Origin of the sequence: Mesorhizobium sp. BE184 (assembly GCF_031457045.1) — a bacterium.
In the GTDB taxonomy this organism is placed as follows: Bacteria; Pseudomonadota; Alphaproteobacteria; order Rhizobiales; family Rhizobiaceae; genus Mesorhizobium.
Genome location: NZ_JAVDVU010000001.1, coordinates 623,047 through 644,443, shown reverse-complemented (window position 1 = coordinate 644,443; position 21,397 = coordinate 623,047). Strand labels below are relative to the sequence as shown.

Here is a 21,397-nt window from a genome sequence, read left to right as displayed (position 1 = left end):
GGTCATGCGGCGCGCCTGCCGCCAGCCTCGAGCCAGCGGCGCGGATCGATTGTCGCCGGCGCCTTGCTGCCGAGGGAAGCGCACAGATCGCCAAGCGCCTCCAGATTGTGAACCGAGCGGAACTCGTCGACATAGGGCAGCATGGCCCGCACGCCACGGGCGCGGGCCTCGAAACCGTCGAAGCGCAGCAGCGGGTTGAGCCAGATCAGCCGCCGGCAGGATTTCTGCAGCCGTTCCATCTCCTGCGAGAGGCCAGCGGTGTCGTCCCGCTCCAGTCCGTCAGTGATCAAAAGCACAATGGCGCCCTGCCCCAGCACGCGGCGCGACCACAGGCGGTTGAACTCGGCCAGCGTGTCGCCGATGCGGGTGCCGCCGGACCAATCCTTCACCGCGGCAGCGGAATCCGCCAGCGCCTGATCCGGATCGCGATGACGAAGCTGCCGGCTGAGATTGGTCAGACGCGTGCCGAAAACGAAGGCGTGAACACGCCGGCGCTTCTCACTCAAAGCGTGGAGAAAATGCAGGAAGATGCGGGAATACTGGCTCATCGAACCGGAAATATCCGCCAACACCACCAGCGGCGGGTGAATTTCGCGCTGCGAGCGAAATTTTGGCAGTATCAGTTCGCCGCCGCTGCGCGCGGCCGCCTGCATCATGGCGCGGGGGTCGATACGACGGCCCTGTCTGTCCGGACGGAAGCGGCGCGTCAGCACCGTGTCGAACGGCAGGCGCAGTTCGGCAATGGCCTTGCGCGCCTGGACGAGTTCGGCCGCGTTCATCTGGGCGAAATCCTTTTCGCGAAGGACTTCGTTGCCCGACACGGTGAGGCGTGCATCGACCTCGACCTCGGGCGTTTCCTGGACTTGCTGATGCTTCTGGTGGCCCTCGAACATCGCCTGGCTGACGCGGTTTTCGGCAGCGCGGAGCTTCTGCTTCTCGCGGTTGTCGGGCGCGACGGGCGAGAACATGGCCAGCATCTTCTCGATCAACTCGCGCGAGCGCCAGAACAGCCGGAACGCCTCATCGAAAGTTGCGTGGTCCTCGTGGCGGGTAATCAGCACGGCATGCAGGGTCCAGTAGAAATCGTCGCGCGAGCCGATGCCGGCGGCAAGCACGGCCTCGATGGCGTCCTTCACCGCAGCCGGGCCGACACGCACGCCGGCCTTGCGCAGCGCGCGGGCGAAATAGACGATGTTGTCGGCGATGCGGCCGTCTGCTTTAGCGTCAGGAACCGTTGCGACGCTACCCATCGGGCTACTCCGCCGCCGCCGACAGCTCGGCCTTCACCTCGTTGAGGATGCGCCGGCCCTCGCCCTCGCCGATGCGGGCGATGTCGTCCTGGTACTTCAGCAGCACGCCGATCGTGTCGGACACGGTTTCGGGATCGAGCGCGACCTTGTCGAGCTCGGTCAGGGCGCCGGCCCAGTCGATGGTCTCAGCCACGCCGGGCGCCTTGAACAGCTCGATCTGGCGCAGCTTCTGGATGAAGGACACCACTTCAGCCGAGAGCCGGCGGTTGGCTTGCGGCACCCTGCGCCGCACGATCTCCAGCTCACGCGCCGCATCGGGATAATCGACCCAGTGGTAGAGACACCGGCGCTTCAGCGCGTCGTGGATCTCCCGCGTGCGGTTGGTGGTGATGATGACGATGGGCGGCTCCTCCGCCTTGATCGTCCCCAGTTCCGGCACAGTCACCTGGAAATCGGAGAGGATTTCCAACAGGAACGCCTCGAAAGCCTCGTCGGTACGGTCAAGTTCATCGATGAGGAACACCGGCGCTGCGCCCGCCGTTCCCGTCAGCGCATCCAGCACAGGGCGGCGGATCAAATATTTCTCGGAAAAAACATTGCGCTCCATATCGGTGCGGTCGACCTTGCCAGCCGCCTCCTCCATCCGGATCTCGATCATCTGTGCGGCATAGTTCCACTCATAGACCGCCGACGAGACGTCGAGCCCCTCATAGCACTGCAATCGGATCAGCCGGCGGCCAAGCGCCGAGGCGAGCACCTTGGCGATCTCGGTCTTGCCGACGCCGGCCTCGCCTTCCAGGAAAAGCGGACGGCGCATCCGCAGGCTGAGGAACAGGACCGTCGCCAGCGACCTGTCCGCGACATAGTCCGCGCCAGTGAGCAGATCGAGCGTTTCATCAATCGTCTGCGGCACGGCGCGCGGTTTCAATCCGGTCATACCTTCTCCGTGAAAGCTGCCGTCCGTTTCACAGAACGTGGTAGCCGCGGTCGTGATAGATAAGGGGTTTCAAATTAGACCCGATGCGCAGGCCTGTCACCTTGCCAAAAAGCACACGATGCGTGGCGAGGTCCTTGGTATCGACCAGTTCGCAATCGAACACAGCGAGCGCATCGGTGAGCGTTGGCGACCCGGTCGAGATCGTGTCCCATTGGGCGAGAGCAAAGCGCTCTTCAGCCGGAAGTCCGGTCAGCCCGGAAAACCCGACCGCCAGGGGTTCGTGATGGGAGGAAAGCGTATTCAGCGCGAAACTGCCGTTCTGGAGGAAAGGCTCGTTCTTCAGATTCTGGCGATTGAGGCACACAAGAATCATCGGCGGCGTGTCGGACACCGAGCAGGCGGCGATGACGGTGGCGCCGCGCCGGCCTGCCGAGCCATCGGTGGTCACCACATGCACATGGCCGGCAAAATGGCTCATCGCATCGCGATAGGCCTGGGGCTCGACATCGTTCTTCTTCAGCACTGCTTCGCCCATTTGTTTGAAACTGCTCGTTATATAAGACCTCATGGTGGACCGGTACAAGTTAACGGTTGGGCGTATCGCAACGAAAATGGCGAGTTGCGCGCGCGCAGACCAGCCTTTAGGTCTGGAAAGCCGGACCACCTTCCGGCATGGAGAGTTTTCCTGTATGCGGCCCCGCACCATCCTTTCTGCAGCATTGACATGGCTGGCGCTTGCCGGCCAGGCGCAGGCGTTGACGGTCGGCGTGGCGGCGCCGCTGTCCGGCCCCTCGGCCCAGCTCGGCACGCAGGTTAAGGATGGCGCGGCGCTTTCGGCCAAATCCGCCGGGGTAGAAATCTGGACGGTTGACGATAGCTGCACGGCGGCGGGCGGCGAGAAGGCCGCGAGGGACCTCATTGGGGCCAAGGTCGATATCGTTATCGGCTTTCTCTGCACGGACGCCATTGAGGCGGCGCTGCCCCTATTCAAGGACGCGCGCATCCCAGTCCTCACGGTTGGCGTGCGCGCCGACAGCCTGACCGACCGCCGCGCCAAGACAGGCTGGCCGGTTTTCCGTCTTGGACCGCGCGGCGACGACGAACGAACCGCCGCCGCGTCGATCCTGACCCGTCAATGGCGGGAGAGGCTGTTCGCCATTGTTGACGACGGCACGATCTATGGCCGCGAGATGGCGGAAAGTTTCAGGGCGGCGGCCGAGCAGGCGGCGCTCAAGCCGGTTTTCGTCGATACGTTCCGTCCGGGAATGGACAACCAGGTCGGGCTGGTCGGCAGGCTCAAGAAAGCGGGGGCGACCCATGTCTTCGTTGGTGGCGACCGCGACGATTTGGCGATCATGGGCCGCGATGCCAAAAAACTGGAAGCCGGCATGACTTTCGCGGGAGGTGAAACGCTGCGCGCGCCCGAAGGCGAGGTGTCACTCACCACCGGCACGCTGATGGTCGCCGAGCCGGAATGGGCCGATAGTGCCGACAAGACCGCGCTCGACGCCTTTTCCGCCGCGCAGATCATTCCGGAAGGCTATGCGCTGCCTGCCTATGCCGCGGTTGAAATCGCCCGGCAGGCCAACGAAGCCGCCAAGGCGTCCGGCAGGCCGCTCGCGGAAGAGCTGGCGTTGCAGGCCTTCCGCACGGCCATCGGACCGGTGAAATTCGATGAAAAAGGCGATCTCGCGAAAAGCCCTTATCGGCTGTTCCGGTTCGACGGGACGCGGTTCGCGCCGGTGGAGGACGAGTGATGCTCCGTACCGGCCCGCGAAACCTCATTACCGACGTGGCTGGCCTTCGGGTGGGCAACGCCGCGGACGCGGCGATCAAATCGGGCGTCACCGCGATCCTTTGCGACGAACCGGCGGTCGCCAGTTTCCAGGTGCTGGGCGGCGCGCCCGGCACGCGCGAGACCGACCTTCTGGAACCGCACAATTCGGTCGAGGCAATAAACGCGGTGGTGCTTTCCGGCGGTTCGGCATTTGGCCTCGACGCCGCTTCCGGGGTACAGGCATTCCTGCGCGAGCAAGGCGTCGGTTTCGAGGTCGGTGGCTTTCGGGTGCCGATCGTGCCGGCAGCGATCCTGTTCGACCTGAAGAATGGTGGCGACAAGAACTGGGGACGTTATCCGCCCTATCGCGAGCTGGGCTATTCGGCAGTGCAATCGGCGGCGTTGGATTTTGAAATCGGCACGGCGGGCGCTGGAACCGGCGCGCTCAGCGCCGGCCTGAAAGGCGGGCTTGGCTCGGCCTCGACCGCGCTGGAAAGCGGCGTCACCATCGGCGCCCTGGCCGCAGTGAACCCGGTGGGCTCGGTGACCGTCGGGCGCAGCCGCCATTTCTGGGCGGCGCCGTTCGAGATCGGCGATGAGTTCGGCGGCCTTGATTATCCCTCGCCGATGCCGCGGGACGCGAGCGACATCCGGTTGAAATTCCGCGACGCAGGGACCGGCGGCAACACGACCATCGCCGTGATCGCCACAGACGCCGTTCTCACCAAGGCGGCGGCGAAGCGGCTGGCGATTGCAGCGCATGACGGCTTTGCCCGCGCCATCTGGCCCAGCCATACGCCGGCGGACGGCGATCTGGTGTTCGCGCTGGCAACGGGGAAAAGCGGCATCGCGCTTTCGCCTAATGACGCCATCGACCTCTATGCAGCAGCCGGCGCGACCATGGCCCGCGCCATTAGCCGGGGCGTGTTCGCGGCCTCACCGGCTGACGGTGACCTGTTTCCGGCCTGGTCTACCCGCAAGGACTAGCCGGAGCTTCAAATCATTCAGGTGGGATCGGATTCTTCTTCGATGAATTCATCGACGACGACGTCTGAATTCGCCGAAAGCCGCACCGTATCACCCTCGATTCCGGCGATGAGGCTGGCCGGGATGAAATGGTGGTGCCCCTCATGTGAGCCCTCGCCACTATCCTTTTTCATCAGCTTGATGCGGTCGCCGACGACCCGGTCGACAGTGCCGACATGGACGCCATCGGCGCCGATCAATTCCATATGTTCGCGAATGCCCGCGGTGTTGCTCATGACGGTTCTCCTTTTGCCAGTCAGAAACGGACGATTCGCCAAATGGATGCATGGCGCAGACAATTCTCGTGCAGTGCCGCGCAGGCTTTGCCATGATATGTGGGTGTCTGCACGCCCGGGGGAAACCATGCGATTCCTATGTCAGTTTGTCGTGACGCTATTCGTGCTGGCCGTGGCCCCAGCGGCGCAAGCAGGCGACGCGGCCAATCTCGAAATCCTCGGCTTCGGCAAGGACGGCAAGGTTTTCGCTTTCGAGGAATACGGCCTGCAGGACGGGCCCGGTTTTCCCTACGCCAACCGCTATTACATTGATGTGGACAGCGATGCGTTCCTCCCCGGAACTCCTGTGCGGGTACGGCTGGACCAGGACGGCGTTTCAGTCGATGGCGCGCGCCAGAGAGCGCGTGAACAGGGCGAGAAAATCGTTCCGGCCAGTGAGCTCGCGGCCAACCGTGGCTTTACCGCTGGCTTGAACCCTGTCACCGAGCTTTCCGCCGATCCGTTTCGGATGTCGGTGAACCCGAGCCCGGTGTTTCCGGCCATCGACCCTCCGCTGGAATTCCGGCTTGAGGAAATCCCGATGGCGGGTGCGGAGGTCTGCAACAGTCTCGGTGACACGAAGGGTTTCCGGCTGCTGCGGGTGGACGACAAGGACGGTGGCAAGACCACGGTGTTGCACGAGGACAAATCGATTCCGAAAAGCCGCGGATGCCCGATGGGCTATGCCCTTGGCGGCGTGCAGACATTGTCGGCCGACTCGCTGACTGCCTATGCGGTGCTGATTTCGGTACGCCAATACGGCTTCGAAGGACCGGACCACCGCTGGATCGCCGTGACCGGGCGACCGTGACAGCAGAATCCCCGTCGCGACGGCTCAAAAAGATGCCCCCATCGGGTATCATTTCTCATGTGAAGCGGGCGCTGCCGTCGCTGCGGACCGCAGTTTCTGGCGCCATCGTCTGGGCTCTGACGATGGGCGCCAGTGCGCTGGCGCATCTCATCACAGGTGAGTGGGAAACGGTCGAAAGGATACGCTATCTCGCGCTGCTCTACGCCGCCGGCGGGGCCATCGCCTTTCCCATCGCCCTGTTCGCGGCGCGGCTGCTTTCGCTCGGAAGGCGCGACGAGGTCGCCTTCGCCGCCGCCTTCGTCTGTCTCAGCCTGGGGACGATCGCTACGACCAGCGCGCTCTTTGCCTTGCAGTACCGGGTCTATTACGCCGAATGGCACGCGCCTGCTTTCTCCGTCATCTGGATTTATCAGCTCGTTTTCACGACGTTGGCGGCGCTTTATCAATTCGCCGTGCTCGGCCTGCGGTTCTTTTTTCCTGTGGCTTTCATCGCGCTGTTCCTGGCCAGCGCCTGGTTTGTCCGCCAGCCGCGTTGAGCATCTTGCCAGCGTCTGGTACGAGGTTTTTTTGAATTTCCCCAAGACGATCAGGACCGACACATGATCCCTCGCTATTCCCGGCCGGAAATGGCCGCCCTCTGGTCTCCGGAAGCTCGTTTCCGCATCTGGTTCGAGATCGAGGCGCATGCCTGCGACGCGCTTGCCGAACTTGGCGTCATTCCAAAGGAAGCTGCCAGGACAATCTGGGAAAAAGGCGGCGCTGCGACCTTCTCCGTCGATCGCATCGACGAAATCGAAAAGGTGACGAAGCACGACGTCATCGCGTTCCTGACGCACCTTGCCGAGATCGTCGGCCCGGACGCGCGGTTCGTGCATCAGGGCATGACGTCATCCGACGTCGTCGATACCTGCTTTTCCGTGCAGCTCACCCGCGCCAGCGACATTCTGCTCGCCGACCTGGACGGGCTGCTGGCCGCGCTCAAGCGCCGCGCCTTCGAGCACAAGGACACCATCACCATCGGCCGCAGCCACGGCATCCATGGCGAGCCGACGACGTTCGGCGTCAAGCTGGCTGAGGCCTATGCCGAGTTCTCCCGTGCCCGCCAACGGCTGGTGCATGCGCGCGAGGACATCGCCACCTGCGCCATTTCCGGCGCGGTCGGTACCTTCGCCAACATCGACCCTTATGTGGAAGAGCATGTCGCCGAGAAACTCGGCCTGAAGCCGGAGCCGGTTTCCACGCAGGTCATCCCGCGCGACCGCCATGCCATGTTCTTTGCGACGCTGGGCGTCATTGCCTCGTCCATCGAGCGCGTGTCGGTGGAAATCCGGCACCTGCAACGCACGGAAGTGCTGGAAGCGGAGGAGTATTTCTCGCCGGGCCAGAAGGGCTCGTCAGCGATGCCGCACAAGCGCAACCCGATCCTGACCGAGAACATGACCGGCCTCGCCCGCATGGTGCGCGCCTACGCCCTGCCCGCGATGGAGAACGTGGCGCTCTGGCATGAGCGCGACATCTCGCACTCATCGGTTGAGCGCATGATCGGCCCCGACGCGACCGTGACGCTCGATTTCGCGCTGGTACGGCTGACCGGCGTCATCGACAAGCTTCTGGTCTATCCCGACAACATGATGGCGAATCTGAACAAGTTCCGCGGGCTGGTGCATTCGCAGCGCGTGCTGCTCGGCCTCACCCAGGCCGGCGTCAGCCGCGAGGACGCCTACCGGCTGGTGCAGCGCAACGCCATGAAGGTCTGGGAGCAAGGCGCCGATTTCCTTGAGGAATTGCTCGCCGACAAGGAAGTCACGGCAGCGCTGCCCGAGGCTGAAATTCGCGAGAAATTCGATCTCGGCTATCATACCAAGCATGTCGATACGATCTTCAAGCGGGTGTTCGGAGAAGCCTGATGGTTCCAGAAGCCGGAGATTTCGACTTCCTCGCCCTGCCCGGGCGCGGAAACTCCGGACCGGACCATTGGATGTCGCACTGGTGCCGGGCCTTCCCGAATTCCAGCCGCGTGCTGCAGGCGGAATGGGACAGGCCCGACCCGCGCGACTGGATCGCCAGGGTCGACGCGGCGATTGCCGCCGCACCGCGCCGCGTGGTCATCCTGGCGCATTCGCTGTCCGTCGCAACGACGGTGAAGTGGGCGGCAGAAGCGGATGAGGACCGCGTCGACAAGGTGGCGGCCGCCTTCCTGGTCGCGCCGACCAATGTCGAAGACCCCGACCCTTCCTTCGACCTGGTGCGGCCATTCGCGCCGCTGCCGCTGGCGCCGCTGCCGTTTCCGGCGCTCGTCGTCGCCAGCCGAACCGATCCGCGCGTGACCTTTTCCAAGGCGCATGAATTTGCTTCGGCCTGGGAATGCGCCGTCGCCGACGCAGGCGAACTCGGCCATATGGGCAATGAAGCGAAGCTGGGCGTATGGCCGGAAGGCCTGCTCATGCTTGGCCGGCTGCTGGAACAGGCCAGGCTTTAGGCCGCCCGGTCCGGTACCAGCCGTATCACGGTGCCCCACGGGTCCTGCTTTTCCACTGCCGCCCCGGCCTTATCCGACCGCATCTCCACCCACGACAACCCCGTCCGTGCCGGGTCGCGCCGGCCGGCTCCGACGCTCTGCCAGGTGTTGGCGCCGATGTGGTGATGATATCCGCCCGAGGACAAAAAGACCGCCTGCGCGCCATATTTCGCAACCGTGTCGAAGCCGAATTCCTTGTGCCAGAAATCCTCCGCCTCGCGCGGATCGCCGACGCGCAGATGGACATGGCCGACGACGGTATTTTCCGGCGCACCGTTCCATGTCGTGCCGGCCGCCTCGGCGATGACGCCCCGCACATCCATGCGCTCGGTCGACATGGCGACCTGCGCGCCGTTCCACAGCCAGCTTTCACGCGGCCGGTCGGCGTAAATCTCGATGCCGTTGCCTTCCGGGTCGGTGAGGTAGAAGGCCTCACTGACGCGGTGGTCCGACGCGCCTTCTATCGCCAGCTTGTTCGCCATGGCATGGCTCGCCCAGCGGCCGAGATCGGAGCGGCCCGGCAGAAGAAAAGCCGTGTGAAACAGGCCGGCGCCGCGCGGATCGTCGGGCGTTGCGGCGCGGTCCTGCTCCAGCACCAGCAAGGGCCTGCCGGCGGCGCCCAGCGTGATGGTCTCTCCATCGCGGCCAAGTTCCTGCAACCCGACAACGTCGCGGTAGTAGGCTGCCAGCGCGTCGGCATCGCGCGCCTTCAGCCCGACGCGTGACACGCTGACCGGGGTGGTCGCGGCAAAGGGCAGTTCGGTCATGGCTATCTCCATCGGTCGGCAAGTGCGCGAACATGGTCCGTTCGCGGAAACATTTCCGCTTTGACCACATCCCTTCATAAATCGTCGATCGCGATCGTTCACACAAGTCGGGCAAAAGCGAACATCGTGTTCACCGAATGCGACACACGCATCGTTCCCGCGATGTTGCATCGAGCCTTTTGGCTCGCTACATGCGCGCCATGAAAGTCAAGGACACGGATATTCTCATCGTTCCCGGATACACCAATTCCGGCCCCGACCACTGGCAGACGCGCTGGCAGTCGAGGCTGTCGACCGCCCGCAGGGTCGAGCAGGCCGAGTGGTCGAAGCCGGTGCGTGAAGACTGGACGCAGAATGTCGTCAGGGCGGTCAACGAGGCCGAGCGGCCGGTGGTGTTCATCGCGCATTCTCTCGGCATTCCGTCCGTGGTGCAGGCGATCCCACAATTCACCAAGCCTATCGCCGGCGCGTTTTTCGTGGCGCCGCCAGATGTCGCCAACCTGGACATCCGGCCACGGCACCTGATGACATTCGGGCCGTATCCGCGCGAGCCGCTGCCGTTTCCGTCGATCACCGTCGCCAGCCGCAATGATCCATACTGCTCGTTCGACGTCGCGGAAGATATCGCCTCAGCCTGGGGTTCGTTGTTTATCGACGCCGGCGAGGCCGGGCATCTCAACGCCGAATCCGGCCATGGACCCTGGCCCGAAGGCTCGATGACCTTCGCGCAGTTCATGACGCGGCTTTAGTATAGCCGCGACGTCATCCCGGAAGTTGGCCGCAGCGTAGCGGAGACCTATCCGGGATCCATTCCGTGACCTACCAATGTTCCGGCATGAATCCCGGCTCTTGCCTCGCGACCCTTGGTCGCTTGGCTGCGGCCGGATGACGAAGAGGTATTAAGCGCCTACTGCCTACTGCCTACTGCCTACTGCCTACTGCCTACTGCCTACTGCCTACTGCCTACTGCCTACTGCCTATCGACTTCTTCACATTCGCCAGCAACGTCTTCGCGCCTAGTGCCATCAGCGTGTGTTCTGAACCCATGGCAAGCAGCCGGTAGCCCATTTCAACCACGCGGCCAGCGACGGCCGGGTCGACGACATATATTCCGGCATGTTTGTCCGCGGCTCGGGCGCGGGCGGCGACCGAAGCGATGGTCTCCATCATGTCTTCGAGCGTCGAATTGATCGTCCCGCCATTCGTCCAGGCGATGGAAAAATCCGACGGCCCGAGGAAGATGCCGTCGATACCGGCCGTCGCCATGATGCCGTCGAGGACGTCCAGCGCGGCGTGCGTTTCGACCATGGCGAAGGCCAGCGTGCGCTGGTTGCTTTCATGCAGCCATTCGACAGACGTGCCCTTGCCGTGCCTCGGCATGGCGTATGTAGGCCCCCAGGAGCGTTCGCCAAGCGGCGGATACTTCATCGCCGCGGCAAAGCGCTCGGCGTCGGCCACCGAGTTCACCATCGGCGCGATGACCGCCTCGGCGCCGAAATCGAGAGCCCGGCTGGCCATGTCGAAGCGCCCGACGGGAATGCGCACCAGGGCCGGCTTGCCTGCCGCCTGGATGGCGGGGATGGAACGCAGAACGCTGTCCTCGTGATGTCCGCCATGCTGCATGTCCAGCGTCACCGCATCGAACCCCTGCGCGGCGACGATTTCGACGGTCAGCGCGTCGGGAACACCGGACCATGCGGTGCAAAGCGTTTCTCCGGCCGCGAGGCGGGATTTCAGGGACATGCGATCCTCCGGTTTTGATTCCAGTTTCAGACGGAAATACCGGAAACGCAAAGAAAAACCGCCCGGCAAGCCGGGCGGTCTGCTGGTCCAGAGAAATGGATCAGGTGTTCTTGATCTGCTCGATGGCCTGCGCCATCAATTCGTCCATGGTGCGGCGAATCTGATGGTCGGACTGGTCGATGCCAGCCGCATCAAAATCCTTGCGGACCTTGCGGAAAACGTCGTGATCGCCGGCTTCCTCGATGTCGGCCACGACCACTTCCCTGGCATAGGCGTCGGCATCGGCGCCGGACTTGCCGAGCTTTTCGGCCGCCCACAGGCCGAGCGCCTTGTTGCGGCGCGCCGTCGCCTTGAAGCGCAGTTCCTCGTCGAAGGCGAATTTGCGTTCGAAACCTTCTTCGCGGTCCTTCATGCTGCTCATGGCATTCCTCCGGATGGATGGCGATTCGTTGGTGGTGAATATGTGGTCGGGAAGCACAAATCAAAAGGCCGCATCGCGGTCAATATCACACATGGCCCGCGGTGCTGCGGCATTTCGGTCCGCAACCGGCCGCCGAAACTGTGATTGGACCGATTTGCCAATTGAGCAAACGGCACGATTGCGCTAGAGACCGCGTGAGACCCACAGCCGCCGCTCAGGCGAGAGAAAGGGACCGGGTGCCGCCACCTGCCCTTCCAACCAGAGAACAAATCCGATGAAGTCACGCCGCCGCATCTACGAAGGCAAGGCCAAAATCCTCTATGAAGGACCAGAGCCGGGAACGCTGATCCAGTTCTTCAAGGACGATGCCACCGCGTTCAACAAGAAAAAGCATGAAGTGGTGGACGGCAAGGGCGTGCTCAACAACCGCATTTCCGAGCACATCTTCAACCATCTCAACCGCATGGGCATTCCGACGCACTTCATCAAGCGGCTCAACATGCGCGAGCAGCTGATCAAGGAAGTCGAGATCATCCCGCTGGAAGTGGTCGTGCGCAATGTCGCGGCCGGTTCGCTGGCCAAGCGCCTCGGCATCGAGGAAGGCACGGTGCTGCCGCGCTCCATCATCGAATTCTACTACAAAGCCGATGCGCTGGACGATCCGATGGTCTCGGAAGAGCACATCACCGCCTTTGGCTGGGCCAGTCCCCAGGAAATCGACGACGTCATGGCGCTGGCCATCCGCGTCAACGACTTCCTCTCCGGCCTGTTCATGGGCGTCGGCATCCAGCTCGTCGATTTCAAGATCGAATGCGGCCGCCTGTTCGAGGGCGACATGATGCGCATCGTCGTCGCCGACGAGATTTCGCCGGATTCCTGCAGGCTGTGGGATGTCGCCACCCAGGACAAGCTCGACAAGGACCGCTTCCGCCGTGACATGGGCGGGCTGGTCGAGGCCTATCAGGAAGTGGCGCGCCGCCTCGGCATCATGAATGAGAACGAGCCGCCTCGCCCGACCGGGCCGGTGCTGGTTGCCACCAGCGAGCCGCCGAAGGGCACAAAGCCGCATTGACCCATGTGCCGGCGTCCACAGCGCCGGCCCTCCACACTCCAAGGATCGCATCGTGATAAAAGCCCGCGTCACCGTAACCCTCAAGAACGGCGTGCTCGACCCGCAGGGCAAGGCGATCGAACATGCGCTGTCCGGCCTGGGTTTCGGCGGCGTCGGCGCCGTACGCCAGGGCAAGGTGTTCGACATCGAAATCGACAGCGCCGACAAGGCGCAAGCCGAGACCGACCTCAAGGCCATGTGCGACAAGCTCCTGGCGAATACCGTGATCGAGAATTACGCGGTGGAGGTGGGTTAAGTGAAATCCGCAGTCGTTCTCCTCCCCGGCCTCAACCGCGACCGCGACATGATCGCGGCGCTGACCAAGATTTCGGGCCAAGCGCCTGCCACCGTATGGCAGACAGACACGGAAATCCCGGATGTCGACCTGATCGCCATTCCCGGCGGCTTTTCCTTCGGCGATTACCTGCGCTGCGGCGCCATCGCCGCCCGCTCGCCGGTGATGCGCGCCGTTGCTGAAAAGGCAGCGCAGGGCGTCATGGTGGTCGGAGTCTGCAACGGCTTCCAGATCCTGGTCGAAGCGGGCCTTTTGCCCGGTGCGCTGATGCGCAACGCCTCGCTCAAATTCGTCTGCCGCGAGGTGAAGCTCTCGGTGGCGAACGCCAACACCGCCTTTACCCGCGGTTACCAGCCGAACCAGGTTATCCGCTGCCCGGTTGCGCATCACGACGGCAACTATTTCGCCGACGACGAGACGTTGAAACGCATGGAAGGCGAAGGCCAGGTGGTGTTCCGCTACGCCGAAGGCACCAATCCGAACGGCTCGATCAACGACATTGCCGGCATCGTTTCGGCCAAGGGCAACGTGCTTGGCCTGATGCCGCATCCGGAAAACCTGATCGAGGCCGCGCATGGCGGCATTGACGGCCGCGCGCTGTTCGAGGGCGCGCTCAGGATCGCCGCTTGACCTTTTCGCCGGCAACCGCGAAGACTCGGCGATGAAGCTCTATTCGCGCCCCCTCTCCACATACTCCTCCATCATCCGCGGCATCGCCTATTTGAAAGACGTGCCGCTGAAGATCATTGCGCCGCCGCCGGGCATACCGATTCCGGAGGAATTCCGCGCCATCTCGCCGCTCAACCGCATTCCGGTGCTGATCACCGGCTCGGGCGAGACGATCGTGGAATCGGTGGTGATCGCCGAATATCTCGAAGAGCGATTCCCGGAGCCGGTGCTTCTGCCGCAGGACCCGCGCGAACGGGCGCTGGTGCGCATGTTCTGCCGCATTGCCGACCTCGACGTGCTGACGCCGACCATACGCCTGTTCGAGCTGATCAGCGCCGCAGCACGCGACGAGGCGGCGATCACCTATTATTCCAAACGCCAGCAAAACGGTCTCGCGGCGGTCGAGGCGCGGCTGGCGCGAGGCCCCTATGCGCTGGGCGAGCAATTGACCTTCGCCGATGCCTGGTTGACGCCGATCCGCTTCATCTTCAACAATTACCGCGTCATGTCGGGCGAGACCGATCTGCTCGACCCCTATCCGAAATTCGAGGCCTACGAGCAGATTGCGCGGCAGCAGCCGGCGCTGTCGCTCGTCTGGAACGAGATGGATGACGGGCTGACGGTGTTCATGAAGGACTTCAAGGCGGACGCATGACACGCATCTCGTTCGTTGCACCGGCCATCGCTCTTCTGACCGTCGCCGGGCTTTCCCTGGCCGGCTGCCAGTCCGGGGCCAAGAGCACACCGTCCGTTCCCAGCGGCAAGAGCGCCTCGCTGCGAGCGATGGAACAGGTGGCGATCGCTGCCCACAAATGCTGGATCGCCAGCAAGGACCCTGCCTTCCGGCAGTACCAGATGGCGAACGAGCTGAACAATTTCGGCGGCACGCCGCGGTTCCTTCTGGTTCCGGCCAAGCATTACGGCGGCAAACCGCTGCTCGTGGTGCAGGCGCGCGGCAGCTCCAGCAGCGTCGAAGTGTTCGGGCCGCTGACCACCGAATCCATTGGGCCGCGAATCAGCGCCGACGTCGCGCGCTGGCAGACCGGCGACAGCGACTGCGGCGCGAAGGCATAGCCAATGGGGCGGGCGCTGCAGATTGCGGGCCTTGCCGTTGGACTGGTCGGGCTCATCCTGCAATTCTGCCTGACCATTCCGGCAGCGCTGGCGGCCGGGCGCGGCGTGGCCGGTTCGCTTGTCTTCTACTTTTCCTTCTTCACCATCCTGACCAACATTGCCGCCGTTTTCGTCCATGCCTCATTGCTCTCGCCGGGCGGCTACGCATGGTTTCCGGCCTTTGCCGGCCGGCGGATGCGCGCCTGCGTCGCCGTGTCGATCACACTTGTCTCGATCGTCTATGCCACCGTGCTGGCGCAGCTATGGCAACCCCAGGGCCTCTTTCTCGTGGCCGACGTGCTCCTGCACTACGTCGCGCCCATCCTGTTCGTTCTGTGGTGGCTGGGCGCCGGCGCAGACGGCTCGACGCGCTGGAGCGATATTCCGATCTGGATGATCTACCCCGTCGCCTACCTCGTCTACGCGCTGGCCCGAGCGCCGCTCGCCGGTGAAGTGCCCTACCCTTTCCTCGATGTCGCGAAAAATGGCGTGGGGGGCGTTGCACTGTCGGCGGCAGGCGTCGCCGGGCTTTTTCTTGTGCTGAGCGTGGTGGCCGTGCTTGCGGACCACGCCGTTTCAAGGTTTAGGAAGCCCTGATCTTTCAACAAGGCCGGACCGACCGGAAGATTTGATGACCATTTCGAACAGCGTGCCGATCACACCGGACCTCATCGCCGCGCACGGACTGAAGCCGGACGAATACCAGCGCATCCTCGACCTCGTCGGACGCGAGCCGAGCTTCACCGAACTCGGCATCTTTTCCGCCATGTGGAACGAGCACTGCTCGTACAAATCCTCCAAGAAATGGCTGCGGACGCTGCCGACCAAAGGCGATGTCGTCATCCAGGGTCCGGGCGAGAATGCCGGCGTCGTCGATATCGGCGACGGCGACTGCGTGGTCTTCAAGATGGAGAGCCACAACCACCCCTCCTATATCGAGCCCTACCAGGGCGCGGCGACCGGCGTCGGCGGCATCTTGCGCGATGTCTTCACCATGGGCGCGCGGCCGGTCGCGGCGATGAATGCGCTGCGCTTCGGCGCGCCGGACCATCCCAAGACCAAGCATCTGGTCGCCGGCGTGGTGTCCGGCGTCGGCGGCTACGGCAATTCCTTCGGCGTGCCGACGGTGGGCGGCGAAGTGAATTTCGACGCACGCTACAACGGCAACATCCTGGTCAATGCCTTCGCGGCCGGGCTGGCGAAAACCGATGCCATCTTCCTCTCCGAGGCGAAGGGCGTCGGCCTGCCCGTCGTCTATCTCGGCGCCAAGACCGGACGCGACGGCGTCGGCGGCGCGACGATGGCCTCGGCGGAATTCGACGACAAGATCGACGAAAAGCGTCCCACCGTGCAGGTCGGCGATCCCTTCACCGAGAAGTGCCTGCTGGAAGCCTGCCTGGAGCTGATGGCGTCGGGCGCGGTCATCGCCATCCAGGACATGGGCGCCGCCGGCCTCACCTGTTCGGCGGTGGAAATGGGCGCCAAGGGCGACCTCGGCATCGAACTCGACCTCGACAAAGTGCCGGTGCGCGAGGAGCGCATGAGCGCCTACGAGATGATGCTTTCCGAAAGCCAGGAACGCATGCTGATGGTGCTGCGGCCCGAGAAAGAGAAGGAAGCCGAAGCGATCTTCCACAAATGGGGGCTGGATTTCGCCATCGTCGGCAAGACCACCGACGATCTGCGTTTCCGCATCCTCCATCAGGGCGACGAGGTGGCGAACCTGCCGATCAAGGAACTGGGCGACCAGGCACCGGAATATGACCGCCCGTGGGTGGAACCGGCCAAGCCTGCGGCGCTCGCGGCTAGCGATGTACCGCAGGCTGATGTGGCGGACGCGCTGCTCAAGCTGATGGGCGGCCCGGACCTGTCGTCGCGCCGCTGGGTGTGGGAGCAGTATGACACGCTGATCCAGGGCAACTCGCTGCAACTGCCGGGCGGTGACGCCGGCGTGGTGCGCGTCGAAGGCCACGCGACCAAGGCGCTCGCCTTTTCCTCAGACGTCACCCCGCGTTACTGCGAGGCCGACCCGTTCGAGGGCGGCAAGCAGGCCGTGGCGGAGTGCTGGCGCAACCTAACCGCGACAGGCGCGCTGCCGCTCGCGGCCACCGACAATCTGAATTTCGGCAATCCCGAGCGCCCGGAAATCATGGGCCAGCTCGTCGGCGCCATCAAGGGCATCGGCGAGGCCTGCCGTACGCTCGGCTTTCCCATCGTTTCCGGCAACGTCTCGCTCTACAACGAGACCAACGGCCGGGGCATCCTGCCGACGCCGACCATCGGCGGTGTCGGGTTGCTGTCCGACTGGTCGAAAATGGCCCGCATCGGCTTCGCGCGCGAGAACGAGGTGATCCTGCTCGTCGGCGGTCCGGAGCGCTGGGGCACGCATCTTGGCCAGTCCGTCTACCTGCGCGATCTGCATGACCGGACGGACGGCCCACCTCCGCCGGTCGATCTGGGGCATGAGAAAAAGGTCGGCGACTTCGTCCGCAAGCTGATCGCGTCAGGCGTCGTGACCGCCTGCCATGACGTGTCGGACGGCGGCCTTGCCGTGGCGCTGGCCGAAATGGCGATGGCGTCAGGCATCGGCGCGACCGTGCCCGGCTTGGCCGACATCGATCCGGTTCCCGTCTGGTTCGGCGAGGACCAGGGCCGCTATGTGCTGACCGTCAATCTGGACCCGCAGCAGGACGGCCTTCTCGAGCTTTGGAACCAGGCCAAGGCGCAGGGCATTTTCGCGCCGTGGATCGGCACGACCGGCGGCAGCGATTTGAAACTGGGCAGCGCGCGTGCGATAGCTGTCAGCGAACTCAAGGCCGCGCACGAGGCCTGGTTCCCCCGCTTCATGGAAAACTGAGCAGGACTTTCCAATGGCAATGGACGCGCATGACATCGAACGGTTGATCAAGGAGGGCATTCCGGATGCCACCGTGACGATCCGCGACCTTGCCGGAGATGGCGACCACTACGCGGCTGAGGTCGTGGCCGAAAGCTTTCGCGGCAAGAGCAGGGTGCAGCAGCACCAGATGGTCTACAACGCGCTCAAGGGCAATATGGGCGGCGTGCTGCACGCGCTGGCCCTGCAGACCAGCGCGCCGGACTGATTGGAACAAGCCTAGGGGCTACTCTTTCTCGCTGATGGCCAGGATCGGCCCGACCGGGCGCTTGCCGCCGACGATCATGCGGCGGCCATCCGAGAGCGCGGAAATATCGCCATCGAGGAACAGGGCGTTGGGACAGGCCAGCGTATCCTTGAACAACCGCCCGAAGCTACCGAGACTGACCGGCCCGCGCGAGATCGCCAGCACGACCATGCCGTCACCGCGCACGCCGACGCCGTTGCGGGTGTAGCGCGACAGGCCGTCGGCTTCGAACCTTGGATGCAGTTGCCCGTCGATGACAAGCATCGGGCCGGACTGGGTTGCAAATGCGACATCGAGCTTCGCGGTGGCGTAGGCGCTGGTTTCCAGAACGCCTGCGCGGCCATCCTTGCCGACTAAAAAGACACCGTTGGGTTTCAGGAAGAAATTCCCCTTCGCGTCGGCCGTGTTAAGCGGCGCCTCCTCCTGGGCGTTGTCGACGAACAGGCCGACAGGACCCAGGCCTTCATGATACATGCCGGCGTTCATGGCGAGCAGAACGGGCTTTCCAGTCGCCGCCATCGCCTTTCCGAACGCTTCCAGCGATCCGTAGGGTTTTCCATCTGCATCGGTTCTGGCAACGGTAATCCGGTGCGTGCGAGGGTCTATTTCGCACACGACATAGGCGACGCCTTCGAAGCTCTTGTCCCGGCAAAGCGCCGGCAGTTCCCCGGCCACCAGCGATGGTTTCGCCGGCGGGCGCTTCCCCAGAAACGCGGCTGCCGCCACCGCCACAAGGCCAAGGCCTATCGCGGCCAGATATCGCTTTTTCAGCATTGAGATGAATTCGTCCTCGAATCTTGGTTCAAATCCACGCCTTTCAATGCCCCATGCGTACAGTCGGGCGGCAAATGTCTTGTTTCGGGTCGCGTGCGGGTTTATCTGGTGTCAATGCCTGACTCCCAACAGGCGGAAGGATGATCCATGAGCGGAATCAACGACTATATCGACAGCGAAGTGAAGAGCCAGGACGTGGTTCTTTTCATGAAGGGAACGCCGGGTTTCCCGCAGTGCGGGTTCTCGGGCCAGGTCACGCAGATTCTCGATTATCTGGGCGTCGACTACAAGGGCGTCAACGTTCTCACCTCCAATGAACTGCGCCAGGGCATCAAGGACTTTTCGAACTGGCCGACCATCCCGCAGCTTTACGTCAAAGGCGAATTCGTCGGCGGCTGCGACATCATCCGGGAAATGTTCCAGGCAGGCGAACTGCAGACATTCCTGGAAGAAAAAGGCGTCAGCGTCAAAGGCGCGGCCTGACCGATTTCCGCCGGGGTTTCTGCCGGCTGCATTCGATCCCGGCCCGCCCCGGCAACGAGACGAGCAAATGCGCCGAAACCCGGCGCATTTGCTTTTGAACGGAATTTGCAATGGATACTCCCAGCCAAGTGACCGAGCCGCAGGGCGCGCTGTCCATTCCGCGCTGGGAGTTCATCACGCTGTGCGCGGCGCTGATGGCGCTCAATGCACTTGCCATCGACATCCTGCTGCCGGCGTTGCAGCACATTGGCGAAAGCCTCGGCGTCGAGAACGAGAATCACCGTCAATACGTCATCCCAGCCTATATCTTCGGCTTCAGCATTGCCCAGATCGTCTTCGGTCCGCTGTCCGACAGGTTCGGAAGGCGCGGACCGCTGCTGATCGGCCTCGCCATCTACATTCTGGCGGCAGCCGCCGCCACCGTCGCGCCGACATTCGAGACGCTGCTGATCTGCCGGGTCATTCAGGGCGTGGGAGCTGCCGGCACCCGCGTCATCTCGGTTTCGATCGTGCGCGACGTGTTTGCCGGACGTCGCATGGCCGAAGTCATGTCGCTGATCTTCATGGTCTTCATGGCCGTTCCCGTCATTGCGCCCAGCATCGGCCAGGTCATCATGCTGTTCGCCTCCTGGCACTTCATCTTCCTGGTGATGGCGGCGGGAGCGCTAGCCAGCGCTCTGTGGGTTATGTTTCGTTTGCCTGAAACTCTCCATGCCGAATATAAGCGCCCATTGACCGCCAAATCTGTCCTCGGCGGCTTCCGCATCGTCATCACCAACCGGGTGACGTTTTGCTACACGATTGCCAGCACGCTGGCCTTCGGCGCCATGTTCGGCTTCATCACCAGCGTTCAGCAGATCTATGTCGGGCTCTATGGCCTCGGCCAGCTGTTTCCGGTGGTGTTCGCAGTGATGGCCGGCATGCTCTCGCTCACCAACCTGGCCAACTCACAGCTGGTCGGCCGCTACGGCATGCGCCTCCTTTCGCAAGGCGCATTGTGCGTCATGCTCGTCATCAGCCTGATCTGGGTGCTGCTTTCGCTCTGGGGACCTATCCCCCTGCCGATATTCCTCACCATCGTCGGCGGGATCATGGTTCCGTTCGCGCTGCTCGGCACGAACTTCAACGCGCTGGCGATGGAGCCGCTGGGACGGCTGGCAGGCACCGCTTCATCCTTCCTCGGTTCGATGCAGACCTTCGGCGGCGGTCTTTTCGGAACGATTGTCGGGCAGTCCTACAACGGCACGGTAACGCCGCTGGCGCTGGGTTTCCTGGTGATGGCGATCGGCGGGCTGGCAATGGTCGCCATCGCTGAAAAGGGGCGGATGTTCACGCCGCATAATCACCCGGTCTGATCGTCCACGGGCAAGCCGAGCGCGGCGAAATCGAACAGTTTGCGGTCGAGCAGATGTGACGGTCTGATATTCGCCAGCGCCCGGATCATCGTCTCCTTGCGGCCAGGCATCCGCTTTTCCATCTCGTCGAGCATGGCCTTCGTGGCATTGCGCTGCAATCCATCCTGACTGCCGCATAAATCGCAGGGGATGATGGGAAAGCGCATGGCGCCGGCGAATTTCTCGAGATCCATTTCGGCGCAATAGGATAGCGGCCGCAGCACCATGACATCGCCGTCGTCGTTGAGCAGCTTGGCCGGCATGGCCGCCAGCCTGCCGCCGTGGAACAGGTTCATGAAGAAGGTTTCGAGGATGTCCTCGCGGTGGTGGCCGAGCACCAGCGCCGAGCAGCCTTCCTCGCGCGCGATACGGTAGAGATGGCCACGCCTCAGCCGGGAACAAAGCGAGCAGTAGGTGCTGCCCTCCGGCAGCTTGTCTGTCACCACCGAATAGGTGTCCCGGTATTCGATGCGGTGCGCAATGCCATGTGCGGAGAGATAGTCCGGCAGGATGTGCTTGGGAAAATTCGGCTGCCCCTGATCCAGATTGCAGGCCAACAGGTCGACCGGCAGCAGGCCGCGCCATTTGAGGTCAAGAAGCAGAGCGAGCAGGCCGTAGGAATCCTTGCCGCCGGAAAGCGCGACCAGCCAGCGCTCGCCCGGCTTCACCATGGCGAAATCTTCCAGCGCCTGCCGGGTCTGGCGCAGCAGGCGCTTGCGCAGCTTGTTGAATTCAACTGACGACGGTGCATTCGCGAACAGCGGATGACAGCCGCCTTCGGTTTCGCCGGGATCGGCTATGGCGTCGGCGTGGATGTTCATGATCTTGATTCCTGCTGGATCGGTCTTGCCTTCCAGTGACCCCAGTGACGCACCATAGACGCACCCGCT

Annotated in this window: 26 protein-coding genes; 17 read left to right on the top strand and 9 right to left on the bottom strand. The window is 63.4% G+C overall.

Annotation, left to right across the window (positions count from 1 at the left end; all coding sequences use genetic code 11):
• Positions 1-2: 2 nt before the first annotated feature.
• Genes J2X35_RS03070 through J2X35_RS03060 form a run of 3 tightly spaced genes read right to left on the bottom strand, consistent with a single transcriptional unit; the run spans position 3 to position 2,710 of the window.
• On the bottom strand, positions 3-1,250 hold the full coding sequence (locus J2X35_RS03070) for a VWA domain-containing protein (RefSeq protein WP_310180888.1): 1,248 nt from the start codon (positions 1,248-1,250) through the stop codon (positions 3-5).
• Positions 1,251-1,254: 4 nt separating this feature from the next.
• A complete protein-coding gene (locus tag J2X35_RS03065) occupies positions 1,255-2,187 on the bottom strand; it encodes a MoxR family ATPase (protein WP_056108569.1) in 933 nt (310 codons plus the stop codon).
• A gap of 28 nt (positions 2,188-2,215) precedes the next feature.
• On the bottom strand, positions 2,216-2,710 hold the full coding sequence (locus J2X35_RS03060; protein WP_056115329.1) for a flavin reductase: 495 nt from the start codon (positions 2,708-2,710) through the stop codon (positions 2,216-2,218).
• Positions 2,711-2,876: 166 nt separating this feature from the next.
• On the opposite strand from J2X35_RS03060, the gene J2X35_RS03055 reads away from it, so the two are divergent.
• Together J2X35_RS03055 and J2X35_RS03050 are read left to right on the top strand one after the other, a co-directional pair.
• Positions 2,877-3,944 carry a branched-chain amino acid ABC transporter substrate-binding protein gene (locus tag J2X35_RS03055; RefSeq protein ID WP_310180886.1) on the top strand — a complete coding sequence of 356 codons (1,068 nt, stop codon included), beginning with the start codon at positions 2,877-2,879 and terminating at the stop codon, positions 3,942-3,944.
• The gene (locus J2X35_RS03050) at positions 3,944-4,951 is read left to right on the top strand and encodes a P1 family peptidase (protein ID WP_310180884.1); all 1,008 of its coding nucleotides are present in this window, start codon (positions 3,944-3,946) and stop codon (positions 4,949-4,951) included. The genes J2X35_RS03055 and J2X35_RS03050 overlap by 1 nt, the downstream gene beginning before the upstream one ends.
• Before the next feature lie 17 nt (positions 4,952-4,968).
• Here the strand turns inward: J2X35_RS03050 and J2X35_RS03045 are convergent, their stop codons facing one another.
• Positions 4,969-5,226, bottom strand: a complete 258-nt coding sequence (locus tag J2X35_RS03045) for a DUF2171 domain-containing protein (RefSeq protein ID WP_310180883.1) — start codon at positions 5,224-5,226, stop codon at positions 4,969-4,971.
• Between the two features lie 127 nt (positions 5,227-5,353).
• Here J2X35_RS03045 and J2X35_RS03040 point away from each other — a divergent pair, with 127 nt between their 5' ends.
• The 4 genes from J2X35_RS03040 (at position 5,354) to J2X35_RS03025 (ending at position 8,555) form a co-directional block, all read left to right on the top strand.
• Positions 5,354-6,076, top strand: a complete 723-nt coding sequence (locus J2X35_RS03040; protein ID WP_310180881.1) for a DUF2259 domain-containing protein — start codon at positions 5,354-5,356, stop codon at positions 6,074-6,076.
• 32 nt (positions 6,077-6,108) lie between these two features.
• Positions 6,109-6,612 (top strand): hypothetical protein, encoded by a 504-nt coding sequence (locus J2X35_RS03035; RefSeq protein WP_310180880.1) that lies wholly within the window; start codon positions 6,109-6,111, stop codon positions 6,610-6,612.
• Between the two features lie 63 nt (positions 6,613-6,675).
• Positions 6,676-7,983, top strand: coding sequence for an adenylosuccinate lyase (purB, locus tag J2X35_RS03030; RefSeq protein WP_310180878.1), 1,308 nt, complete (start codon positions 6,676-6,678; stop codon positions 7,981-7,983).
• Positions 7,983-8,555 carry an alpha/beta hydrolase gene (locus J2X35_RS03025; protein WP_310180876.1) on the top strand — a complete coding sequence of 191 codons (573 nt, stop codon included), beginning with the start codon at positions 7,983-7,985 and terminating at the stop codon, positions 8,553-8,555. The genes purB and J2X35_RS03025 overlap by 1 nt, the downstream gene beginning before the upstream one ends.
• Here the strand turns inward: J2X35_RS03025 and J2X35_RS03020 are convergent.
• Positions 8,552-9,361, bottom strand: a complete 810-nt coding sequence (locus J2X35_RS03020; protein ID WP_310180874.1) for a VOC family protein — start codon at positions 9,359-9,361, stop codon at positions 8,552-8,554. The genes J2X35_RS03025 and J2X35_RS03020 overlap by 4 nt on opposite strands.
• Before the next feature lie 200 nt (positions 9,362-9,561).
• On the opposite strand from J2X35_RS03020, the gene J2X35_RS03015 reads away from it, so the two are divergent.
• Positions 9,562-10,110, top strand: a complete 549-nt coding sequence (locus tag J2X35_RS03015) for an alpha/beta hydrolase (protein WP_310183723.1) — start codon at positions 9,562-9,564, stop codon at positions 10,108-10,110.
• Positions 10,111-10,324: 214 nt separating this feature from the next.
• Here J2X35_RS03015 and J2X35_RS03010 read toward each other — a convergent pair whose 3' ends face one another.
• Positions 10,325-11,104: an HpcH/HpaI aldolase/citrate lyase family protein gene (locus J2X35_RS03010; RefSeq protein ID WP_310180873.1), complete on the bottom strand. Its 780-nt coding sequence runs from the start codon at positions 11,102-11,104 to the stop codon at positions 10,325-10,327.
• 100 nt (positions 11,105-11,204) lie between these two features.
• Complete coding sequence (locus tag J2X35_RS03005) at positions 11,205-11,525, bottom strand: DUF1476 domain-containing protein (RefSeq protein WP_056115317.1); 321 nt, start codon at positions 11,523-11,525, stop codon at positions 11,205-11,207.
• A 274-nt stretch (positions 11,526-11,799) separates the two neighbouring features.
• Between J2X35_RS03005 and purC the strand changes: the two genes are divergently transcribed.
• From purC to J2X35_RS02965, 8 genes are read left to right on the top strand one after another with little or no spacing between them, the layout of a single operon-like run.
• Positions 11,800-12,597, top strand: coding sequence for a phosphoribosylaminoimidazolesuccinocarboxamide synthase (gene purC / locus J2X35_RS03000; protein WP_056108545.1), 798 nt, complete (start codon positions 11,800-11,802; stop codon positions 12,595-12,597).
• A gap of 52 nt (positions 12,598-12,649) precedes the next feature.
• The gene (gene purS, locus J2X35_RS02995; RefSeq protein ID WP_056108542.1) at positions 12,650-12,892 is read left to right on the top strand and encodes a phosphoribosylformylglycinamidine synthase subunit PurS; all 243 of its coding nucleotides are present in this window, start codon (positions 12,650-12,652) and stop codon (positions 12,890-12,892) included.
• The gene (gene purQ / locus J2X35_RS02990; RefSeq protein ID WP_056108539.1) at positions 12,893-13,561 is read left to right on the top strand and encodes a phosphoribosylformylglycinamidine synthase subunit PurQ; all 669 of its coding nucleotides are present in this window, start codon (positions 12,893-12,895) and stop codon (positions 13,559-13,561) included.
• A gap of 31 nt (positions 13,562-13,592) precedes the next feature.
• On the top strand, positions 13,593-14,255 hold the full coding sequence (locus tag J2X35_RS02985; RefSeq protein ID WP_310180869.1) for a glutathione S-transferase family protein: 663 nt from the start codon (positions 13,593-13,595) through the stop codon (positions 14,253-14,255).
• Positions 14,252-14,674 carry a hypothetical protein gene (locus J2X35_RS02980; RefSeq protein WP_056108537.1) on the top strand — a complete coding sequence of 141 codons (423 nt, stop codon included), beginning with the start codon at positions 14,252-14,254 and terminating at the stop codon, positions 14,672-14,674. The genes J2X35_RS02985 and J2X35_RS02980 overlap by 4 nt, the downstream gene beginning before the upstream one ends.
• 3 nt (positions 14,675-14,677) lie before the next feature.
• A complete protein-coding gene (locus J2X35_RS02975; RefSeq protein WP_310180868.1) occupies positions 14,678-15,310 on the top strand; it encodes a Pr6Pr family membrane protein in 633 nt (210 codons plus the stop codon).
• Between the two features lie 34 nt (positions 15,311-15,344).
• Positions 15,345-17,570 carry a phosphoribosylformylglycinamidine synthase subunit PurL gene (gene purL, locus J2X35_RS02970; RefSeq protein ID WP_310180867.1) on the top strand — a complete coding sequence of 742 codons (2,226 nt, stop codon included), beginning with the start codon at positions 15,345-15,347 and terminating at the stop codon, positions 17,568-17,570.
• Between the two features lie 13 nt (positions 17,571-17,583).
• Positions 17,584-17,817, top strand: coding sequence for a BolA/IbaG family iron-sulfur metabolism protein (locus tag J2X35_RS02965; protein ID WP_056108528.1), 234 nt, complete (start codon positions 17,584-17,586; stop codon positions 17,815-17,817).
• 18 nt (positions 17,818-17,835) lie between these two features.
• Here the strand turns inward: J2X35_RS02965 and J2X35_RS02960 are convergent, their stop codons facing one another.
• A complete protein-coding gene (locus tag J2X35_RS02960; RefSeq protein WP_310180865.1) occupies positions 17,836-18,630 on the bottom strand; it encodes a phosphodiester glycosidase family protein in 795 nt (264 codons plus the stop codon).
• A gap of 147 nt (positions 18,631-18,777) precedes the next feature.
• Here J2X35_RS02960 and grxD point away from each other — a divergent pair, with 147 nt between their 5' ends.
• Complete coding sequence (grxD, locus tag J2X35_RS02955; protein WP_056108522.1) at positions 18,778-19,113, top strand: Grx4 family monothiol glutaredoxin; 336 nt, start codon at positions 18,778-18,780, stop codon at positions 19,111-19,113.
• Positions 19,114-19,223: 110 nt separating this feature from the next.
• Positions 19,224-20,468 carry a multidrug effflux MFS transporter gene (locus tag J2X35_RS02950; RefSeq protein WP_056108519.1) on the top strand — a complete coding sequence of 415 codons (1,245 nt, stop codon included), beginning with the start codon at positions 19,224-19,226 and terminating at the stop codon, positions 20,466-20,468.
• Here the strand turns inward: J2X35_RS02950 and ttcA are convergent.
• The gene (gene ttcA / locus J2X35_RS02945) at positions 20,456-21,328 is read right to left on the bottom strand and encodes a tRNA 2-thiocytidine(32) synthetase TtcA (RefSeq protein WP_056108517.1); all 873 of its coding nucleotides are present in this window, start codon (positions 21,326-21,328) and stop codon (positions 20,456-20,458) included. The two genes, J2X35_RS02950 and ttcA, sit on opposite strands and share 13 nt — an antisense overlap.
• Positions 21,329-21,397: the final 69 nt, after the last annotated feature.